Source organism: Bacteroides congonensis, from assembly GCF_900130125.1.
Lineage (GTDB): Bacteria > Bacteroidota > Bacteroidia > Bacteroidales > Bacteroidaceae > Bacteroides > Bacteroides congonensis.
The window spans coordinates 319818-336632 of sequence record NZ_FQXY01000007.1; the positions used below are offsets into that span (position 1 = coordinate 319818).

At 43.5% G+C, this 16815-nt stretch carries 13 protein-coding genes and 1 pseudogene; 9 read left to right on the forward strand and 5 right to left on the reverse strand.

Features of this window, described 5'->3' with window-relative positions:
* Positions 1-5: 5 nt before the first annotated feature.
* The 3 genes from BQ7997_RS02660 to BQ7997_RS02670 all read right to left on the reverse strand — a co-directional run bounded on the left by BQ7997_RS02660 (position 6) and on the right by BQ7997_RS02670 (position 3829).
* Positions 6-1253 carry an efflux RND transporter periplasmic adaptor subunit gene (locus BQ7997_RS02660; RefSeq protein WP_022137866.1) on the reverse strand — a complete coding sequence of 416 codons (1248 nt, stop codon included), beginning with the start codon at positions 1251-1253 and terminating at the stop codon, positions 6-8.
* Between the two features lie 167 nt (positions 1254-1420).
* Positions 1421-2791: an NAD(P)/FAD-dependent oxidoreductase gene (locus BQ7997_RS02665; protein WP_073343269.1), complete on the reverse strand. Its 1371-nt coding sequence runs from the start codon at positions 2789-2791 to the stop codon at positions 1421-1423.
* 132 nt (positions 2792-2923) lie between these two features.
* Positions 2924-3829 carry a glucosaminidase domain-containing protein gene (locus BQ7997_RS02670; protein ID WP_073343272.1) on the reverse strand — a complete coding sequence of 302 codons (906 nt, stop codon included), beginning with the start codon at positions 3827-3829 and terminating at the stop codon, positions 2924-2926.
* A 110-nt stretch (positions 3830-3939) separates the two neighbouring features.
* Between BQ7997_RS02670 and BQ7997_RS02675 the strand changes: the two genes are divergently transcribed.
* The 9 genes and pseudogenes from BQ7997_RS02675 (at position 3940) to BQ7997_RS02715 (ending at position 12897) form a co-directional block, all read left to right on the forward strand.
* Positions 3940-4422, forward strand: a complete 483-nt coding sequence (locus BQ7997_RS02675; protein WP_022137863.1) for a cytidine deaminase — start codon at positions 3940-3942, stop codon at positions 4420-4422.
* Positions 4423-4425: 3 nt separating this feature from the next.
* Entirely contained in the window at positions 4426-5265 is an 840-nt protein-coding gene (locus tag BQ7997_RS02680; RefSeq protein WP_073343275.1) for an AraC family transcriptional regulator, read from the forward strand.
* 88 nt (positions 5266-5353) lie between these two features.
* Positions 5354-5935, forward strand: coding sequence for a DUF417 family protein (locus tag BQ7997_RS02685; protein WP_044653234.1), 582 nt, complete (start codon positions 5354-5356; stop codon positions 5933-5935).
* A 99-nt stretch (positions 5936-6034) separates the two neighbouring features.
* Positions 6035-7408 (forward strand): FAD-dependent oxidoreductase, encoded by a 1374-nt coding sequence (locus tag BQ7997_RS02690; protein ID WP_073343279.1) that lies wholly within the window; start codon positions 6035-6037, stop codon positions 7406-7408.
* A 397-nt stretch (positions 7409-7805) separates the two neighbouring features.
* On the forward strand, positions 7806-9416 hold the full coding sequence (locus tag BQ7997_RS02695; protein ID WP_073343282.1) for an ABC-F family ATP-binding cassette domain-containing protein: 1611 nt from the start codon (positions 7806-7808) through the stop codon (positions 9414-9416).
* A gap of 86 nt (positions 9417-9502) precedes the next feature.
* Positions 9503-10291, forward strand: a complete 789-nt coding sequence (gene nudC, locus BQ7997_RS02700) for an NAD(+) diphosphatase (protein WP_073343285.1) — start codon at positions 9503-9505, stop codon at positions 10289-10291.
* A 7-nt stretch (positions 10292-10298) separates the two neighbouring features.
* Positions 10299-10580, forward strand: a pseudogene (locus BQ7997_RS02705) (Crp/Fnr family transcriptional regulator); the annotation flags it as partial.
* 82 nt (positions 10581-10662) lie between these two features.
* Positions 10663-11712 (forward strand): acyltransferase family protein, encoded by a 1050-nt coding sequence (locus BQ7997_RS02710; protein ID WP_073343578.1) that lies wholly within the window; start codon positions 10663-10665, stop codon positions 11710-11712.
* 9 nt (positions 11713-11721) lie between these two features.
* Positions 11722-12897 (forward strand): DUF418 domain-containing protein, encoded by a 1176-nt coding sequence (locus tag BQ7997_RS02715; RefSeq protein WP_073343288.1) that lies wholly within the window; start codon positions 11722-11724, stop codon positions 12895-12897.
* Between the two features lie 364 nt (positions 12898-13261).
* Here the strand turns inward: BQ7997_RS02715 and BQ7997_RS02720 are convergent, their stop codons facing one another.
* Complete coding sequence (locus BQ7997_RS02720; RefSeq protein WP_073343291.1) at positions 13262-15007, reverse strand: phospho-sugar mutase; 1746 nt, start codon at positions 15005-15007, stop codon at positions 13262-13264.
* Between the two features lie 160 nt (positions 15008-15167).
* The gene (locus BQ7997_RS02725; protein ID WP_073343294.1) at positions 15168-16811 is read right to left on the reverse strand and encodes a C69 family dipeptidase; all 1644 of its coding nucleotides are present in this window, start codon (positions 16809-16811) and stop codon (positions 15168-15170) included.
* Positions 16812-16815 lie beyond the last annotated feature (4 nt).

Consider the following 16815-nt stretch of genomic DNA (forward strand, 5'->3'; position numbering starts at 1 on the left):
TTAATTTATTTAATCTTCAGTTTATTCTTATTCTTATATGCGCTCATGTCATTGACAACCACTTTATCCCCCGGTTGCAGACCGCTCACTACTTCTACATATTCAAAGTTGGAATCTCCTAATTGTACTTTACGTTTAACCATCTCATTCTCCGACGTACAGACGAAAAGTTCATATTCGCCACGTCCCACATAATAAGAACCGTTAGCCACACGCATCACATCTTCTTTCACAGCGTTCATCACATAGACATCTGTTTTCAGACCTGAACGCAGACGGCGGTGATTGTCCTCTTTCAACTGGACTGTGAAAGAGATTACCCCATTTTTTGAAAGCGGCGTCACACTGCTCACAGTTCCTTCCAGTTTGTCACTGCCTATCTTCACAACTGCCTTTCCGCCTGCCGATACACGGTCACCGTACGTATCGGCAATTTCTCCTTCCACCTTAAAGTGGCTCAAATCGGAGATAACAGCTACCTGCTCTCCTTGCGAAATCTGTGCACCAATCTGATTATTGATATAGGTAAGGATGGCCTTACGGGGAGAACGGATTTGCGCGTCTTCAAAGGTACGCTTCATTTCCGCCAGGCTTTTGCGGAAGATATTGAAATCAAGTTCCTGCACTTTCAGTTCGGCTGCGGCTACTTCCTTCTCGTTTTTGTATTGCTGTTGAAGTTGCTCGTATTCCAGTTGGGCGACATTATAGCTCAATTCCGCCTGACGTACCTTGTCCGTAGTTCCGGCTCCGAGGCTGTCCAGGTAGTGCTCATTTCTTAGTTCCACTTTCATCCGGCTCAGTTTCATGGCGGAAACTTTAATCTGCATTGCCATATCAGAGAGTTTGGTTTGATTGTTGACACGAAGCTGGTCGAGTTTATACTGACGCATTTTCTCTTCGTCCAGAAGTTTCTGATATTGTGTTTCCGTACTTTGAAGGTCAAGTTTCAGAATCGGAGTGCCTACATCCACGCTATCGCCCCCCTTTTTATAGATTTCGAGGATACGGGAGTTGATAGGAGAATTGATAATCTCTTCAAATGCCGGAACTACTTTTCCCGAAGCGCTGACGCTCACTTCGATGATTCCTTTATCGACCGTGGAAAGGACGAGGTCTTTCTTCTCTACCCCTGCCCTCAATACGGATATAAGTACACTAATAACAATAACGCCTGCCACCCCTATGGATGAATAACGAATTATCTTTTTATTGCGTTCTTTCTTACGCACCTCTTTGGGAATTTCTCTGTCCATATCTTATCGTTTTCGATTTTATCATATAGTAATCCGACATTTGATATACCAAATCCGTGCCAAAACCGTAAATCATTGATTAATAGAGAATAGACAAAAAGAAAGGGTGTCCGAAATCGGACACCCTGTACGAATTTACCGTTCAGAAAATGGTCATATCATCATTATTATTTCGTCTCCTGCGGAGAAGTTTGTTTCTCTTGAATCAGGTCTTTGCCCAAATGGGTGGTCGCTTCTACGCTTTCACGGTCACGGATTTCTTTTGCTTTACGGGCATAGACTATCATACGCATGGACTGGTCGTAGGTGAAATAATTCCATATCCAGTTGAGAAGAACGACTACCTTATTGCGCACTCCAAGGATAGAACGCAGATGGACTACCAACCACATCACCCAGGCAAACCAGCCTTGCATCTTTACCTTACTAAATTCCGCAACGGCACGGTTACGTCCCACTGTCGCCATCGAGCCCAAATTACGGTAATGGAAAGGTTTCATCTCCTGCCCTTTCTGAAGTCGTATCAGGTTCTTTGCCAGCAGTTCGCCTTGTTGGATAGCAACCTGCGCCAATTGGGGGTGTCCGTTCGGATAACTTTCGTCGCCCGACAGAATGCATTGGTCACCAATAGCAAACACATTATCCATTCCTTCTACACGATTGAACCGGTCAACCTTGATACGTCCGCCGCGCCCTATCAACGAAGCATCCAGATTTCCGATAGTTACTCCGGTGACACCGCTCACCCAAATAAAGGTACGCGTAGCAATCTCTGTTCCGTCTTCGAGTATGACTTTATGGTCGCGGTAATCTACGACGCGTTTATTCAGGAGTATATTCACGCCCATTTCGCGAAGAAACTTTTCGGCATGTGCCGATGAATCTTCCGACATTCCGGCAAGCAATCTCGACCCTGCTTCAATCAGATAGATGTGCATCAGGTTACCGGGCATATCAGGATAATCATTCGGCAGTACGAACCGTTTCATTTCAGAGAGTATTCCTGCCACTTCTATTCCGGTAGCACCGCCGCCGACAATAACAATATTCAGCAATTCCTGTTGTTCCTGCTTTGTAGAGCAAGTGAGTGCACGTTCCAAATTAGCCAGAAGGGCATTTCGCAGTCCCATTGCTTCAGAAACGTTCTTCATCGGCATGGCTTCTTCTTCGATATGCTTGTTACCAAAGAAATTGGTGGTAGTACCTGCCGCCAAAACCAGATAGTCGTATTCAGCTTTTCCGATGGAAGTCTGTATCATGTTCTTTTCCGGGAAAATGGCACGCACTTCCGCCATACGGAAGTAGAAATCTTTCCGGTGCTGGAAAATCTTGCGGAAGGGGAAGGAGATGGAAGTCGGTTCCATACCTGCCGAAGCCACCTGATATATTAAAGGGGGAAACTGATGATAGTTATTCTTATCTACCAATACGACTTGAAAGCCTGACTTTTTCAACTTGTTAGCCAACTTCAGACCACCGAAACCACCGCCTACTATGACGACACGTTTCTTATCAGTTTTTGCAATGTTAAGACTCATATTCCAACCATGTTTTATCAAGAATAATAACACATAAATGAGTCATTAAGTTTGCTCAATGCGAAACTTTCATGAAGAAAGAAAAGAAGCCGGATTTGTTCCCCGGTGGCGGGACACCCGTTCCCCGAACCTCTACCGCAGGCGCAATCTATCTCCTATTTCAGGGACATATTCTCCGTCTTTACGATTCATCTTATAAAGATTTTTAAGGCGGATACCATATTTCTGGGAAATGCCATGCATGGAATCTCCGTCTTTTACGATATACACGGTATGAGGCTTGGATGCCTTTTTCTTCTTGCTCTTCAAGTAGATGATGTCTCCCGGCATTAATGTGTATTCACGATGCAAGTCGTTATACTTCACAAGCTTCTTCCAACTGATATCCAGTTCCTTGCCCAAGTCCTGGAAAGTATCCCCGCTACGGGCAACTACATAAGCGATGTCATTGGCAATATAAATCTGATGAGGGTTCATCAGCCACGGGTTCTTCCTTAGCTTACGCTCGGAATAAACACCTTTACGGTCATATTTATACAGGTCGTAATCTTCGATAATCGTTATCAGACGGTTGGCATAGGAAGGATCGGTAGCATATCCCGCTTTTTTCAATCCGCGCGCCCATCCTTTATAGTCGGTAATATCGAGCTTGAAAAGAAACGCATAGCGGGCACCTCTTCTCAGAAAATCGGAATGGTCTTCGTAAGAGTCACGCGGATGCTTATAGGCGCGGAAGCATTCGTTGCGCGCGTCATCGTCATGGCGTACTGTACGTCCCCGCCAACTACTACCGCATTTGATACCAAAATGGTTGTTGCTCTTTCGTGCCAACTGACTATATCCGGCACCGCTTTCCAACAGTCCTTGTGCCAACGTGATACTGGCGGGAATCTTATGAAGCTTCATTTGTTCAACAGCCAAATCACTATACTTATTTATATATTCGGTATATCGGGCATTCCGTTTCTGCGCCTGCGCTCCTACGGCAAAAAAGAATACGATAGTTAGAAAGACAAGTCTATACAATTTGTTCGCCATTTTAATTCAGATGTGAGTTATAGGACACAAAAATCCGAAAAATAATTGGGATTATCAATCTCTTTCCTAACTTTGTAACATTAATTGTAGAAACCAATACCTCAACGCGTATGAAAGACCTCATAATTACCGCAGTTATTAAAGTATATCAATATAATGAGTTGAATGAGGCCGACCGGGCACTTATGAAAACTGCCATGGATGCAACAGCACGCAGCTATGCTCCTTATTCCCGCTTCTCGGTAGGTGCAGCCGCATTGTTGGGCAACGGAACCGTCGTGACAGGAACGAACCAGGAAAATGCCGCCTATCCGTCGGGGCTTTGCGCGGAACGTACGACTCTGTTCTACGCCAATTCCCAGTATCCCGACCAACCGGTCGTCACTCTTGCCATTGCGGCAAGAACGGAAAAGGACTTTATAGACAATCCGATTCCTCCTTGCGGCGCTTGCCGCCAAGTAATCCTGGAGACGGAAAAACGATACGGTCAACCTATCCGTATCTTGCTTTACGGTAAAGAGTGTATTTACGAAATTAAAAGTATAGGCGATTTATTGCCACTATCATTTGACGCATCAGCAATGGAGGATTAAACTATGTTACAGCAATATCACACAAAACTAAAAGGAACACTCGCGCTTACGGATTCTTATCTGGCAGAGAAAGCATTACAAAAGGAAAAAGGACTTTACAAGTTTATATGGGTACGCAACGGAAGTATCACAGTAGAGATAGACCATCAGGAAATGGTACTTACCAAAGATGAGGTGATTTCACTGACTCACCTGCAACATCTCGAATTCAAATCCATCGACGGAGATTACCTGACTTTACTGTTCAACAGTAATTTCTACTGTATTTATGGTAACGACCATGAAGTATCATGCAGCGGCTTCCTGTTCAACGGTTCGTCCCATCTTATCCGTTTTACGCTGAATGAGAAGGAGCGCAGGGAACTGGACACCATCACCGCAGCACTGGAAAACGAGTTCACCGTTTCCGACAGTTTGCAGGAAGAGATGTTGCGCATATTGCTGAAACGTTTTATCATCCAGTGCACCCGCATCGCGCGTCATCGAATGAACATTACCCGCGAAAAAGAATCCGGTTTCGAGATTGTACGCCAGTATTATAATTTGGTTGACGAGCATTACCGGACGAAAAAGCAGGTACAGGACTATGCTGATATGTTGCATAAGTCTCCCAAGACTCTGTCGAACATCTTTTCGACCTGCAAGTTGCCTTCCCCACTCCGTGTGATTCACGAACGGGTGGAAGCGGAAGCCAAACGGCTCTTGCTTTACAGTAACAAAAGCGCCAAGGAGATTGCCGATATCCTGGGCTTTGAAGACCAGGCTTCTTTCAGCCGTTTCTTTAAAAACATGACCGGGCAGAGTGCCGTACAGTTCAGAAATACGCAGGAAGGGAAAAATTGATAAGCGATACGGAAGTATTGCCATTTGGGGAGTATTGGGAATGCACGACCTTTGCGGTGTAAGTTAAACCAATTAAAACCCCAACAAAATGAAAGAGAAATTTATCGCTTTACTGACCTTCACTTCAAGCCTGAAAAGTTTTGGTATCAAGTTTATTCGTGTAGCTATCCTGGTGGTATTTGTGTGGATAGGCGGATTGAAGTATTTCCATTATGAAGCCGACGGGATTGTTCCGTTTGTTGCCAACAGCCCTTTCATGAGTTTCTTCTATGCAAAAGGAGCTCCCGAATACAAGGAACACAAAAACGCGGAAGGTGCTTTCGTCCCGGAAAATCGTGCATGGCATGAAGCAAACAATACGTATGTTTTCTCTTATGCACTGGGAGCTCTTATCATGAGCATCGGCATTCTGGTGTTTTTGGGAATCTTCTCCTCGAAAGCGGGATTGATAGGTGATACACTGGCTATCATCATGACGCTAGGCACACTCTCCTTCCTCGTCACGACTCCCGAAGTCTGGGTTCCAAACCTGGGAAGTGGAGAATTCGGCTTTCCGCTATTGTCAGGTGCGGGACGGTTGGTGATTAAGGATATTGTTATTTTAGCCGGTGCCGTAGTACTTCTGTCCGACTCGTCACAACGCGTACTGAAAACACTTAAAAAAGAATAATCAAACTACTGTAGAGGGTGCTGACTTCTTTGCGTTACGGAACAAATCGTATTTTCAGACTGTTATATAGTCTCATACAAATCGTTAAACAAAGAAGTTATGAAACAATATGATGCAATTATAATAGGGTTCGGCAAGGCAGGAAAGACACTGGCTGCCGAACTTTCAAACCGTGGATGGCAAGTTGCCATCGTTGAACGCTCCAATATGATGTATGGAGGTTCTTGTCCGAACATTGCCTGTATCCCGACAAAGACGCTGATACACGAAGCCGGGATTTCTTCCCTACTCTACTACGAGGATTTTCCGAAACAGGCAAATATGTATAAACAGGCTGTTGCCCGTAAAAACCGTCTGACTTCTTTTCTTAGAGGGAACAATTATGAGAGACTGAGCAAGTGTCCGAATGTGACCATTTATACAGGTTCGGCTTCTTTCATATCTCCCGGTGCTGTCAAGGTAACGCTCCCTGACGGGGACATCGAACTGCAAGGAAAAGAAATCTTTATCAATACCGGTTCTACTCCTATTGTTCCGGCAATCGACGGCATTCAGCAAAGCCAGCATGTGTACACCAGTGCCACGCTCCTGGATATGAATGTCCTGCCCAAACATTTGATTATTGTCGGCGGCGGGTATATCGGACTGGAATTTGCTTCGATGTATGCCGGATTCGGCAGTAAAGTGACTATTCTCGAAGGCGGCAACCGGTTTATGCCCCGCAACGATCAGGATATTGCCAAGAGTGTCAAAGAGGTAATGGAGAAGAAAGGTATCGAAATCCATCTGAATGCACGTGCGCAGTCTATCCATGATACGAATGATGGAGTGACACTGGCTTACTCGGATGTATCCGACGGTACTCCGTACTTTGTAGACGGAGATGCTATTCTTATTGCAACCGGACGGAAACCGATGATCGAAGGATTAAATCTGCAAGCGGCCGGGATAGAAGTGGATGCTCACGGAGCTATCGTAGTAAACGACCAGTTACGCACTACCGTTCCCCATGTATGGGCAATGGGGGATGTGAAAGGCGGGTCGCAATTTACTTATCTTTCACTGGACGACTTCCGGATTATCCGTGACCAGCTCTTCGGAGACAAGAAGCGTGATATCGGTGACCGTGACCCTGTTCAGTATGCGGTATTTATTGATCCTCCATTGGCACACATCGGCATTACTGAAGAAGAAGCACTGAAAAGAGGATATTCGTTTAAAGTCTCCCGACTGCCGGCAACTTCCGTTGTCCGTTCACGTACATTGCAACAGACGGATGGTATGCTGAAGGCTATCATTAACAATCATAACGGGAAGATTATGGGATGCACGCTGTTCTGCGCTGATGCTTCGGAGATTATAAATATCGTAGCCATGGCAATGAAGACAGGGCAGGATGCCACTTTCCTGCGCGATTTCATCTTTACGCATCCTAGTATGAGCGAAGGATTAAACCAATTATTTGATATATAAACATTCTCAATCATTCTCACACCTATGAGAAAAAATACTCATCGCTATGAGAAAAAATTCCCATTATAATGAGTATTTTTTCTCATAAGGGTGAGAATAATACCCATCCAGAATAGTCTTTATCAGCGATTTGGAGCAAAGAAAAACAGTTTTTCACTCAAAACAGAAGGAAGTCCGCCGGAAAGTATTATCTTTGCCGCCAAGTTAAACTATATACCTACCGCAATGAGAATTACTGAGTAAGACAACACTTCTAGTAAACATCACTTTTCCTATATGCTTTTTCTATAATGTTAAGCATCACGAATTTCGTGTTGTTTAGCCTGTATTGTGTTTGTCGTTCCCCTATCCCGTGATTATCTTCACTAGTTTTCAACCTCAAACCCAATGGCCAATTATGCCTATAAGTATTCAACAAATCAGCTATATCCATCCGGATAAAGAAGTATTATTCAGTGATCTCAATTTCGCCATCAGCAAAGGACAGAAATTGGGATTAGTCGGTAACAATGGCTGTGGCAAGTCCACTCTGCTACAAATTATCGCCGGACAATTATCGCCTTCTTCAGGTGTCATTGTCCGACCGGACGACCTTTATTACATTCCGCAACATTTCGGACAATATGATTCATTAACTATCGCACAAGTCTTGCATATAGACAGCAAACAGCAAGCTCTGCACGCTATTCTCGCAGGAGATGCCTCAACAGAGAATTTCACGTTACTGGATGACGACTGGAATATCGAAGAACGTTCCGTCGCCGCCCTTGATTTGTGGGGATTGGGTCAGTTTCCCCTATCCCACCCGATGCATCTGCTTAGCGGTGGAGAAAAAACCCGTGTCTTTTTGGCAGGCATGGATATTCATAATCCATCTGTCATTCTTATGGATGAGCCGACGAATCATCTTGATATTTCGGGCAGGCAACGTTTGTATGACTGGGTGGAGAAATATCGTTCTACTCTGTTGGTAGTGAGCCATGACCGTACGTTGCTTAATATTCTGCCTGAGATATGCGAACTGGAAAAACACCAAATCAACTATTATGGTGGAAATTACGAATTTTACAAAGAACAAAAAGCCATTCTGCAACAGGCCTTACAGCAACGCATCGAAGAAAAAGAGAAAGCCTTGCGGATAGCCCGTAAAGTAGCCCGGGAGACTGCCGAACGAAGAGCTAAACAGAATGTACGCGGTGAAAAAGCCAATATGAAAAAAGGTGTTCCACGGATTGTACTAAACGCATTGCAGGGAAAATCGGAAAAAAGTACCAGTAAGCTGAACAGTGTCCATCAGGAAAAAGCCGAGAAGCTGACCGATGAACGTAACCTGCTTCGAGGTTCGCTGTCACCAACCGCCGTATTGAAAACAGACTTCAACAGTTCATCCCTTCATAGCGGGAAGATATTGGTGACGGCAAAGGATGTCAACTTCAGCTATCATTCCGAACAGAATCCACCGAAGAACCCGCTTTGGCAGACTCCTCTCAGCTTTCAATTAAAAAGCGGAGATCGTCTCCGTATCGAGGGAGCTAATGGCAGCGGAAAGACAACACTCCTGAAATTAATTACCGGACAACTCCAACCCGCCGTAGGAACTCTGATTCGGGCAGACTTCACTTCTGTGTATCTCAATCAGGAATATTCGATTATCGACGACCGGAATACGATACTGGAACAGGCTTACGCATTCAATACCCGTAACCTGCCGGAACATGAAATCAAGATTATCCTGAACCGTTATCTTTTCCCGGCTTCCGAATGGGACAAGTCTTGCCGGAAACTTAGCGGCGGAGAGAAAATGCGTCTCGCTTTCTGTTGCCTGATGATTAGTAACAATACCCCGGACATGTTTATCCTGGACGAACCGACCAATAACCTGGATATACAAAGTATTGAAATCATCACCAATACAATCAAAAATTATACAGGTACTGTCATCGCTATTTCTCACGACAATTATTTCATCCGTGAGATTGGTGTCGACCAGCGTATTGCATTAAGTTAATCTATTGTTATTTTATCCGATAAAGTCTCAAATATCAATACGGTTTTTTATAACTTCGCAGCGCGAAGAAAAAGAATAAAAATAAAATGAGTCAAACAACGCAATCATGGTGGTTTATCTTTTATAAAGACCAACTACTTCTTGAAAAGAAAGGGAACGGCACATTTGCCCTTCCTTGCGGAGAAATTCCGCCTATCGTTATCAAAGAAAAAACTACGGTACATACTATCACAACATTGGAGGGAAAGAATTGCAAATCTTTCTCTCTGCCCGCACCTATCGAAGAATCAGAGCGATATGTAATGATCGGACTTCGTGCTTCTTATGAGTATCTTCCGCTGTCTCACTATCAGACAGCAGGGAAAGCGCATGAGATTCTGCACTGGGACAGAAACAGCCGTTTCTGTTCCGCCTGCGGTACACCTATGGAGCAGAAAGAGCCTATCATGAAGCGCTGCCCGAAGTGTGGGCGGGAAGTATATCCCGCCATTTCGACCGCAGTTCTCGTATTAGTACGAAAAGAAGACTCATTGCTTCTTGTCCATGCCCGCAACTTCAAAGGAACATTCAACAGTCTCGTTGCCGGCTTCCTCGAAACGGGTGAGACACTGGAAGAATGTGTTGCCCGCGAAGTAAAAGAGGAAACCGGACTGGATGTGAACAATATTACTTATTTCGGCAACCAACCCTGGCCTTACCCCAGCGGATTAATGGTTGGATTTATAGCTGATTATGCCGGTGGGAAACTAAAACTCCAGGATGAAGAATTAAGTTCGGGCGACTTCTACACAAGAGATAATTTGCCAGAACTTCCCCGGAAGCTAAGTCTTGCACGGAAGATGATTGACTGGTGGATAGAAAGTAACAATGAATAATCCAAACATGGAAAACATTATCAAAGGCATCCGCCAATATTATCCGGTATCTGACAATTCATTGGAAGAACTTTTCAGCCATATGAGAAAACTGGAACTTCCCAAGAAGCATTTACTGATACAGGGTGGAGTGATAGACCGCCATGTTTATTTTATAGAAAAGGGATTTTGCCGTTCTTATTGTCTGCGTGACGGGGAAGAAATCACAATTTGGTTTTCGCGCGAAGGTGATATCACCTTTGCAATGAAAGATTTATATCACAATGAAGCGGGATATGAATATGTAGATTAAATACTTTTTTAATCTATGTGAATTTTTTTATCGGAGAAAAGCCGTACTTTTGCAGGCAAATATAAAAACGACTTATACCGTGATTCACACACTGACTTCTCTACGTATATTTTTTGCCTTGATGGTATTCGGGGCTCATTGCTATGTTCTGGACTCTAGCTTTGATGCCCATTTCTTCAAAGAGGGGTTTGTCGGAGTGAGTTTCTTCTTCGTTCTTAGCGGATTTATCATTGCCTACAACTATCAGGAAAAACTACTGGTAAAAAGTACTACCAAACGTACTTTTTGGATAGCACGCATTGCCCGTATCTACCCACTGCACCTGCTGACTCTCTTAATAGTCGCATGTATAGGAGGATACGTACAATACAGCGACACGGTGGACTGGCTCAAGCACTTTGTAGCTTCCACCTTCCTATTACAGCCCTTTTTCCCGTCCGCCGACTATTTCTTTTCTTTCAACAGTCCTTCATGGAGTTTGGGATGCGAACAGTTATTCTATTTTTGTTTTCCGCTTGTTATCCCCTTTTTGAATAACAAACGAAATTTGCTTATCACCCTTTTTATCTGCCTTCTCCTTATGCTAGCAGGCATGTATATGACACCTGATGAACAAATCAAGGCATACTGGTATGTAAATCCGATAACCCGTCTGCCGGATTTTCTTGTGGGAGTTTTACTCTACCAGTTATACAAGTCGATACGCAATAAAAAGATTTCTTATTCTACCGGGACATTGTTGGAAACAGGAGTGATCGCTTTCTTTCTTCTTTTCTATCTCAGTGCCGCATTTATTCCCAAAGTATATCGTTATTCCTGTTATTACTGGTTGCCCATCTCCTTATTGATACTCATTTTCGCTCTACAAAAAGGAGGTATTTCCCGGCTGTTGTCTAACCGTTTCTTAATTATAGGCGGAGAAATCAGTTACAGTTTCTACCTGATACATCTTTTCATCATACTTACATACTCTAAAATGGCAGCTTTTTATCAATGGCCTACGCAATGGATGATAAGTGTTCCTATTATCCTCTGTACCACTATTGCACTTAGCCTGTTATCCTACTATTATTTTGAAAAGCCCGCCAACAAATGGGTAAAACGAATATTCACTAAAAAACAATTATAAATCAACACCATGAAATTATCAACGAAAACACCACGAATTGAGGTAGTAGACGCTCTTAGAGGTTTTGCCGTTATGGCTATCCTCCTGGTACATAACCTGGAGCATTTTATTTTCCCGGTTTATCCGGAGAATTCTCCCGAGTGGCTAACCATTTTAGACAATGGAGTATTCAATGCAGTATTCTCTCTGTTTGCGGGAAAATCTTATGCCATATTCGCTCTGCTCTTTGGATTTACTTTCTATATTCAATCGCATAATCAGAAGCTGAAAGGAAAAGATTTCGGTTATCGTTTTTTATGGAGAATGGTTTTACTGGTTGGATTCGCAACATTGAATGCTGCCTTTTTCCCGGCGGGAGACGTACTTCTTCTATTTGCAATAGTCGGCCTCGTATTGTTCATCGTACGCAAATGGAGCGACAAAGCCATTTTGATTACTGCTATTATATTCTTGTTGCAACCTATTGAATGGTATCACTACATTGCCAGTCTTTTCAATCCTGGCTATACGTTACCCGACTTGAAAGTCGGAGCCATGTATGCCGAAGTAGCCGAATACACGAAAGGCGGAAACTTTTGGGATTTCTTTATAGGTAATATCACATTAGGACAGAAAGCCAGTTTGCTGTGGGCTGTTGGCGCCGGACGCTTCTTACAAACGGCCGGATTATTCCTGGTCGGTTTGTATATCGGACGCAAAGAATTATTCGTCACTACCGAATCTCATCTGAAATTCTGGATAAAAGCACTTATCATTGCGGCGATCAGTTTCGCTCCGCTCTACTCGCTGAAAGAACAGATTATGCAAAGTGACAGTAGCCTGATTCAGAATACAGTAGGCACCGCTTTTGATATGTGGCAGAAATTCGCGTTTACTATTGTACTGGTAGCTTCTTTCATCCTGCTATACCAGAAAGACAAGTTCAAGAAAGCGGTTTCCAATTTACGTTTTTACGGAAAGATGAGTTTGACAAACTACATCTCCCAGTCTATCTTGGGAGCTATCATCTATTTCCCATTCGGATTCTACCTGGCTCCCTATTGCGGATATAGCATCAGCTTACTAATCGGTATTATTCTTCTTATACTGCAAGTACAGTTCTGCAAATGGTGGTTGTCCAAACATAAACAAGGGCCGCTGGAAACGATATGGCACAAATGGACTTGGATAGGAAGCAAGAAATAACGGAGAGGTACATATACAATCAAGAAAGCAGGCTACGAAATACACTCAAACTACAAACGAACAACTTATGAATATGAAACTGAACGTATCACTCTAAAGCATCAACAAAACATGTGTATCCGCAGCCTGCCTGTTGAAATTGAGATGATGCCAATACAACAAGAGTTCCCCAAGAATGATTAGAAAGTCGGCTTAAAGAATGCAAAGGAATCGAAAGAACTGTGCTAAACCGGGCTAAATGCCCAAAAACAGGAGAAATCAAGACGATACACAGATAAAAAGAAGCGCCCCTATACTCTTCAAAAAGACTATAGAGGCGCTATTTTATTATTGTCCTATTCTGAAACTATCAGAAGAAACTGAATCAGATACCCAGTGACTTCTTCACTGCTTCAATCTTTTCCATTGCAGCAGACTCGGCAGAAGCAAAACAGTTACGGCAACCCATTTCACCTTGAACTTCCATATAGAACTTAATCTTAGGTTCTGTTCCTGAAGGACGAACTGAAACTTTGCTGCCATCTTCTGTGAAATACTGAAGAACATTAGATGGTTCAGGCATATCAATTACAGTTACATTGCCCTTGTCGTCAGTCTGCTTCAGAGTTTGATAGTCTTTGCTCAGGATTACTTTAGAGCCACCCAATTCTTTCGGCGGGTTAGCGCGGAAGTTTTCCATCATCGCTTTGATTTCTTCAGCACCGCTCTTACCCGGCTTCACTACGTTGACTGTAAATTCTTTAGAGAATCCGTATTCTACGTAGATATCAAGCAGTAATTGATACAGTGATTTACCATTATCTTTTGCCCATGCAGCAACTTCAGCAATCAAGCAGCAAGCTGATACGGCATCTTTATCGCGAACGAAGTCTTCGGCAAGAAATCCGTAGCTTTCTTCACCACCACCGATATACTTCTTCTGACCTTCACGCAAACGGATTTCACGTGCAATCCATTTGAATCCGGTATAGCAGTCGAGCATTTCGATGTTATTCTTGTCAGCAATCTTCTTGATAAGTTCAGTAGTAACGATTGTCTTCACACAGAACTCATTGCCTTTAATCTTACCCAGTTGCTTATATTGAGTCAGGATATAGTAAAGGTACATCATACAAGTCTGGTTACCGTTGATAAGTACCCATTCGCCCTTATCATCCTTGCAAGCGATACCCACACGGTCAGCATCCGGGTCGGAAGCCATTACCAGGTCGGCATCAATTTCTTTGGCCAGGTTCACAGCCATAGAAAGTGCTTCTGCATTTTCAGGATTCGGAGATACGACCGTCGGGAAGTTACCATCCTTAATCATCTGTTCGGGCACAGTGAATACGTTTTCAAATCCCCACATCTTCAATGCACGCGGAATCAACATCATACCTGTACCGTGAATCGGAGTATAAACGATCTTCATATCCTTGTGGCGTGCAATAGCTTCCGGATCGATAGAAACAGTTTTCACCATATCCAGATAAATCTTGTCGATGTCTTCACCGATAATCTGAATCAAATCAGGGTTACCTTGGAACTTGATGTCGGCAGCAGAAGCAATTGCGTTCACTTCGTCGATGATACCTTTATCGTGCGGAGCCAATACCTGTGCGCCATCATCCCAATATGCCTTATAACCGTTATATTCTTTCGGATTATGGGAAGCAGTCAGGATAATACCGCTTTGGCAACCGAGGTGACGGATAGCAAAAGACATTTCCGGAGTCGGGCGCATATCATCGAACAGATATACTTTGATGCCGTTGGCAGAGAAGATATTGGCGGAAGTTTCCGCAAACAGACGGCTGTTGTTACGGCAGTCGTGACCCACTACTACAGAAATCTGCGGCAGGTCTTTGAAGTTCTTTTTCAGATAGTTGGAAAGTCCTTGAGTAGCAGCTCCTACCGTATAGATATTCATACGATTGCTACCTACACCCATGATACCACGCAGACCACCCGTACCAAATTCAAGGTCTTTGTAGAAAGCTTCAATTAATTCGGTTTTATCATCGTTTTCCAACATGCGTTTCACTTCAGCCTGAGTTTCGGCATCATAAGCCGGGGTCAGCCATTTTTCGGCTTTTTCAGTGACCTGTTTGATTAGTTCCTGATTTTCCATTTCGATTGTTATTTATATGGTTAATGAATTATTTATTGCTATTGTCTTGAGCACACAAATGTAAAATAATAAGTTTATAATTCCTATTCTTTTAATTGAAATTTGAGAATTAAGAATTAAAAAACAGTATACTCAATACCTGATATCTAATACTTAATATCTATTCTTGCGGTACTTTATATCTGTCTCCGGTCTGTTTTACATATTCCTGCAAAAACTCCTTCGGATAACCGGGACGAAGCACTCCGGCAGGTTGTCCGATAGAATTACGTTCAAACTGTCCGTCTTTCACACGTTTCACTACTCCGTCGTTATATTTCACAATCAGGAAAGTCCCTAATTGCTTCCATGTATCGAAAGTACTTTGGGCAGTCATGTTGGTATAGTTGGTCAAAAAATCAATAGCGGCGTTTTTATCTTTTTCCAACAGTTTGACCGCCATCTCCTCAATACCTTGCTGCGCATTGTTAAAGGTCGTTTCCATCTCCTTCTGCGCTTCACGCACATCACCAATCATCAAGTCATAACGCGGATAAACCATATTAGACACCCAGTTGAAAATCCAGAAAGCTGAATTCCACGAGAATGTAATATAATCGGCTCCGTCCACACGTGTATAACATATCGGCGCTTTAGTGGCACAACAATAAACAGGAGTAAATACCGCCATATTCGCATCGTCCACACCAAACCAAAGTACGCCCCCTATCGGGTCGGGCATATTAGCCCGCATCTGTGCAACAAATACAAAACCGCTTTGTTGAGTGGAAATTGGACGTTCATTGAAATATTCCTGTCCGTCGACCTTGAAGTTCAAAGGAGAAAGACGGTACGGTATCTTATAAGGGCCTGCTCCGAAATCATTGGAGATGTCAAGCGGAGTCCCTTCATAATGGTCGCGCATCATATCTTTTACATCTTGTACAGACAGCTTATGTTTCGGTTTTACGAAAAGAGGCATCGGGGTATCTGTTTTTCCTTCGATATAAGGAAGATACTCTTTTCCATTGTCCGTGAATTTATTGAAATAGCTCCATACACGGGCTTCACAAAAGCGACGTGCACCGAAATCAAGGGGAGCATAAGCAAGCGAAAAACTAAAATCCTTGTTTACTCCGTTGAAGTAACCTCTCTCACGTGCGAAAGAGACAACATCGGGAGAATACATGCAGTTCTCCTTATCGTTCATGTCAAACTGATGGATGCGCGACTGGTTGGCATGAGCCGAGATACAATCGTCCGGCACACGTACAGCTACCCAAACAGCTCCACGGATACCGGGGCCTTTGCCAATCATTTCCATAATCCATATTTCGTTCGGGTCGGCGATGGTGAAAGATTCCCCACTGCTGTAATAACCGTATTGCTGCACCAGGTCAGTCATTATTTTAATGGCCTCACGAGCAGTACGCGAACGTTGCAAACCGATATAAATCAAACTGCCGTAATCAATAATTCCCGTAGAATCCGCCAGTTCGGGACGTCCACCGAAAGTTGTTTCACCAATTGTTACCTGATATTCATTCATATTCCCGGTCACATTGTAAGTCTGACGTGCCTGTTCGATTTCCCCCAAGTACTTACCAGTATCCCATTCATACACTTTTAGCATGGTTCCTTTCGGATAAGTAGCTGCCGGATAATGATACAGTTCTCCAAACAAGCCGTACGAATCGGCAGAATAGGAAACGATGGTCGAGCCATCGGTGGAAGCGTTCTTACCGACTATCAGATTCGTACAGGCGAAAGTGTTCGCCACAGCCGCCACCAGTATGGCAGCACACAGAAAAATTCTTCTCTTCATAAAT

Coding starts and splice junctions, on each gene's coding strand:
- BQ7997_RS02690 (WP_073343279.1), top strand. CDS start 6,035: ATGAAACAATATGATGCAATTATAATAGGGTTCGGCAAGGCAGGAAAG.
- BQ7997_RS02665 (WP_073343269.1), bottom strand. CDS start 2,791: ATGAGTCTTAACATTGCAAAAACTGATAAGAAACGTGTCGTCATAGTA.
- BQ7997_RS02670 (WP_073343272.1), bottom strand. CDS start 3,829: ATGGCGAACAAATTGTATAGACTTGTCTTTCTAACTATCGTATTCTTT.
- BQ7997_RS02715 (WP_073343288.1), top strand. CDS start 11,722: ATGAAATTATCAACGAAAACACCACGAATTGAGGTAGTAGACGCTCTT.
- BQ7997_RS02680 (WP_073343275.1), top strand. CDS start 4,426: ATGTTACAGCAATATCACACAAAACTAAAAGGAACACTCGCGCTTACG.
- nudC (WP_073343285.1), top strand. CDS start 9,503: ATGAGTCAAACAACGCAATCATGGTGGTTTATCTTTTATAAAGACCAA.
- BQ7997_RS02685 (WP_044653234.1), top strand. CDS start 5,354: ATGAAAGAGAAATTTATCGCTTTACTGACCTTCACTTCAAGCCTGAAA.
- BQ7997_RS02675 (WP_022137863.1), top strand. CDS start 3,940: ATGAAAGACCTCATAATTACCGCAGTTATTAAAGTATATCAATATAAT.
- BQ7997_RS02725 (WP_073343294.1), bottom strand. CDS start 16,811: ATGAAGAGAAGAATTTTTCTGTGTGCTGCCATACTGGTGGCGGCTGTG.
- BQ7997_RS02660 (WP_022137866.1), bottom strand. CDS start 1,253: ATGGACAGAGAAATTCCCAAAGAGGTGCGTAAGAAAGAACGCAATAAA.
- BQ7997_RS02695 (WP_073343282.1), top strand. CDS start 7,806: ATGCCTATAAGTATTCAACAAATCAGCTATATCCATCCGGATAAAGAA.
- BQ7997_RS02720 (WP_073343291.1), bottom strand. CDS start 15,007: ATGGAAAATCAGGAACTAATCAAACAGGTCACTGAAAAAGCCGAAAAA.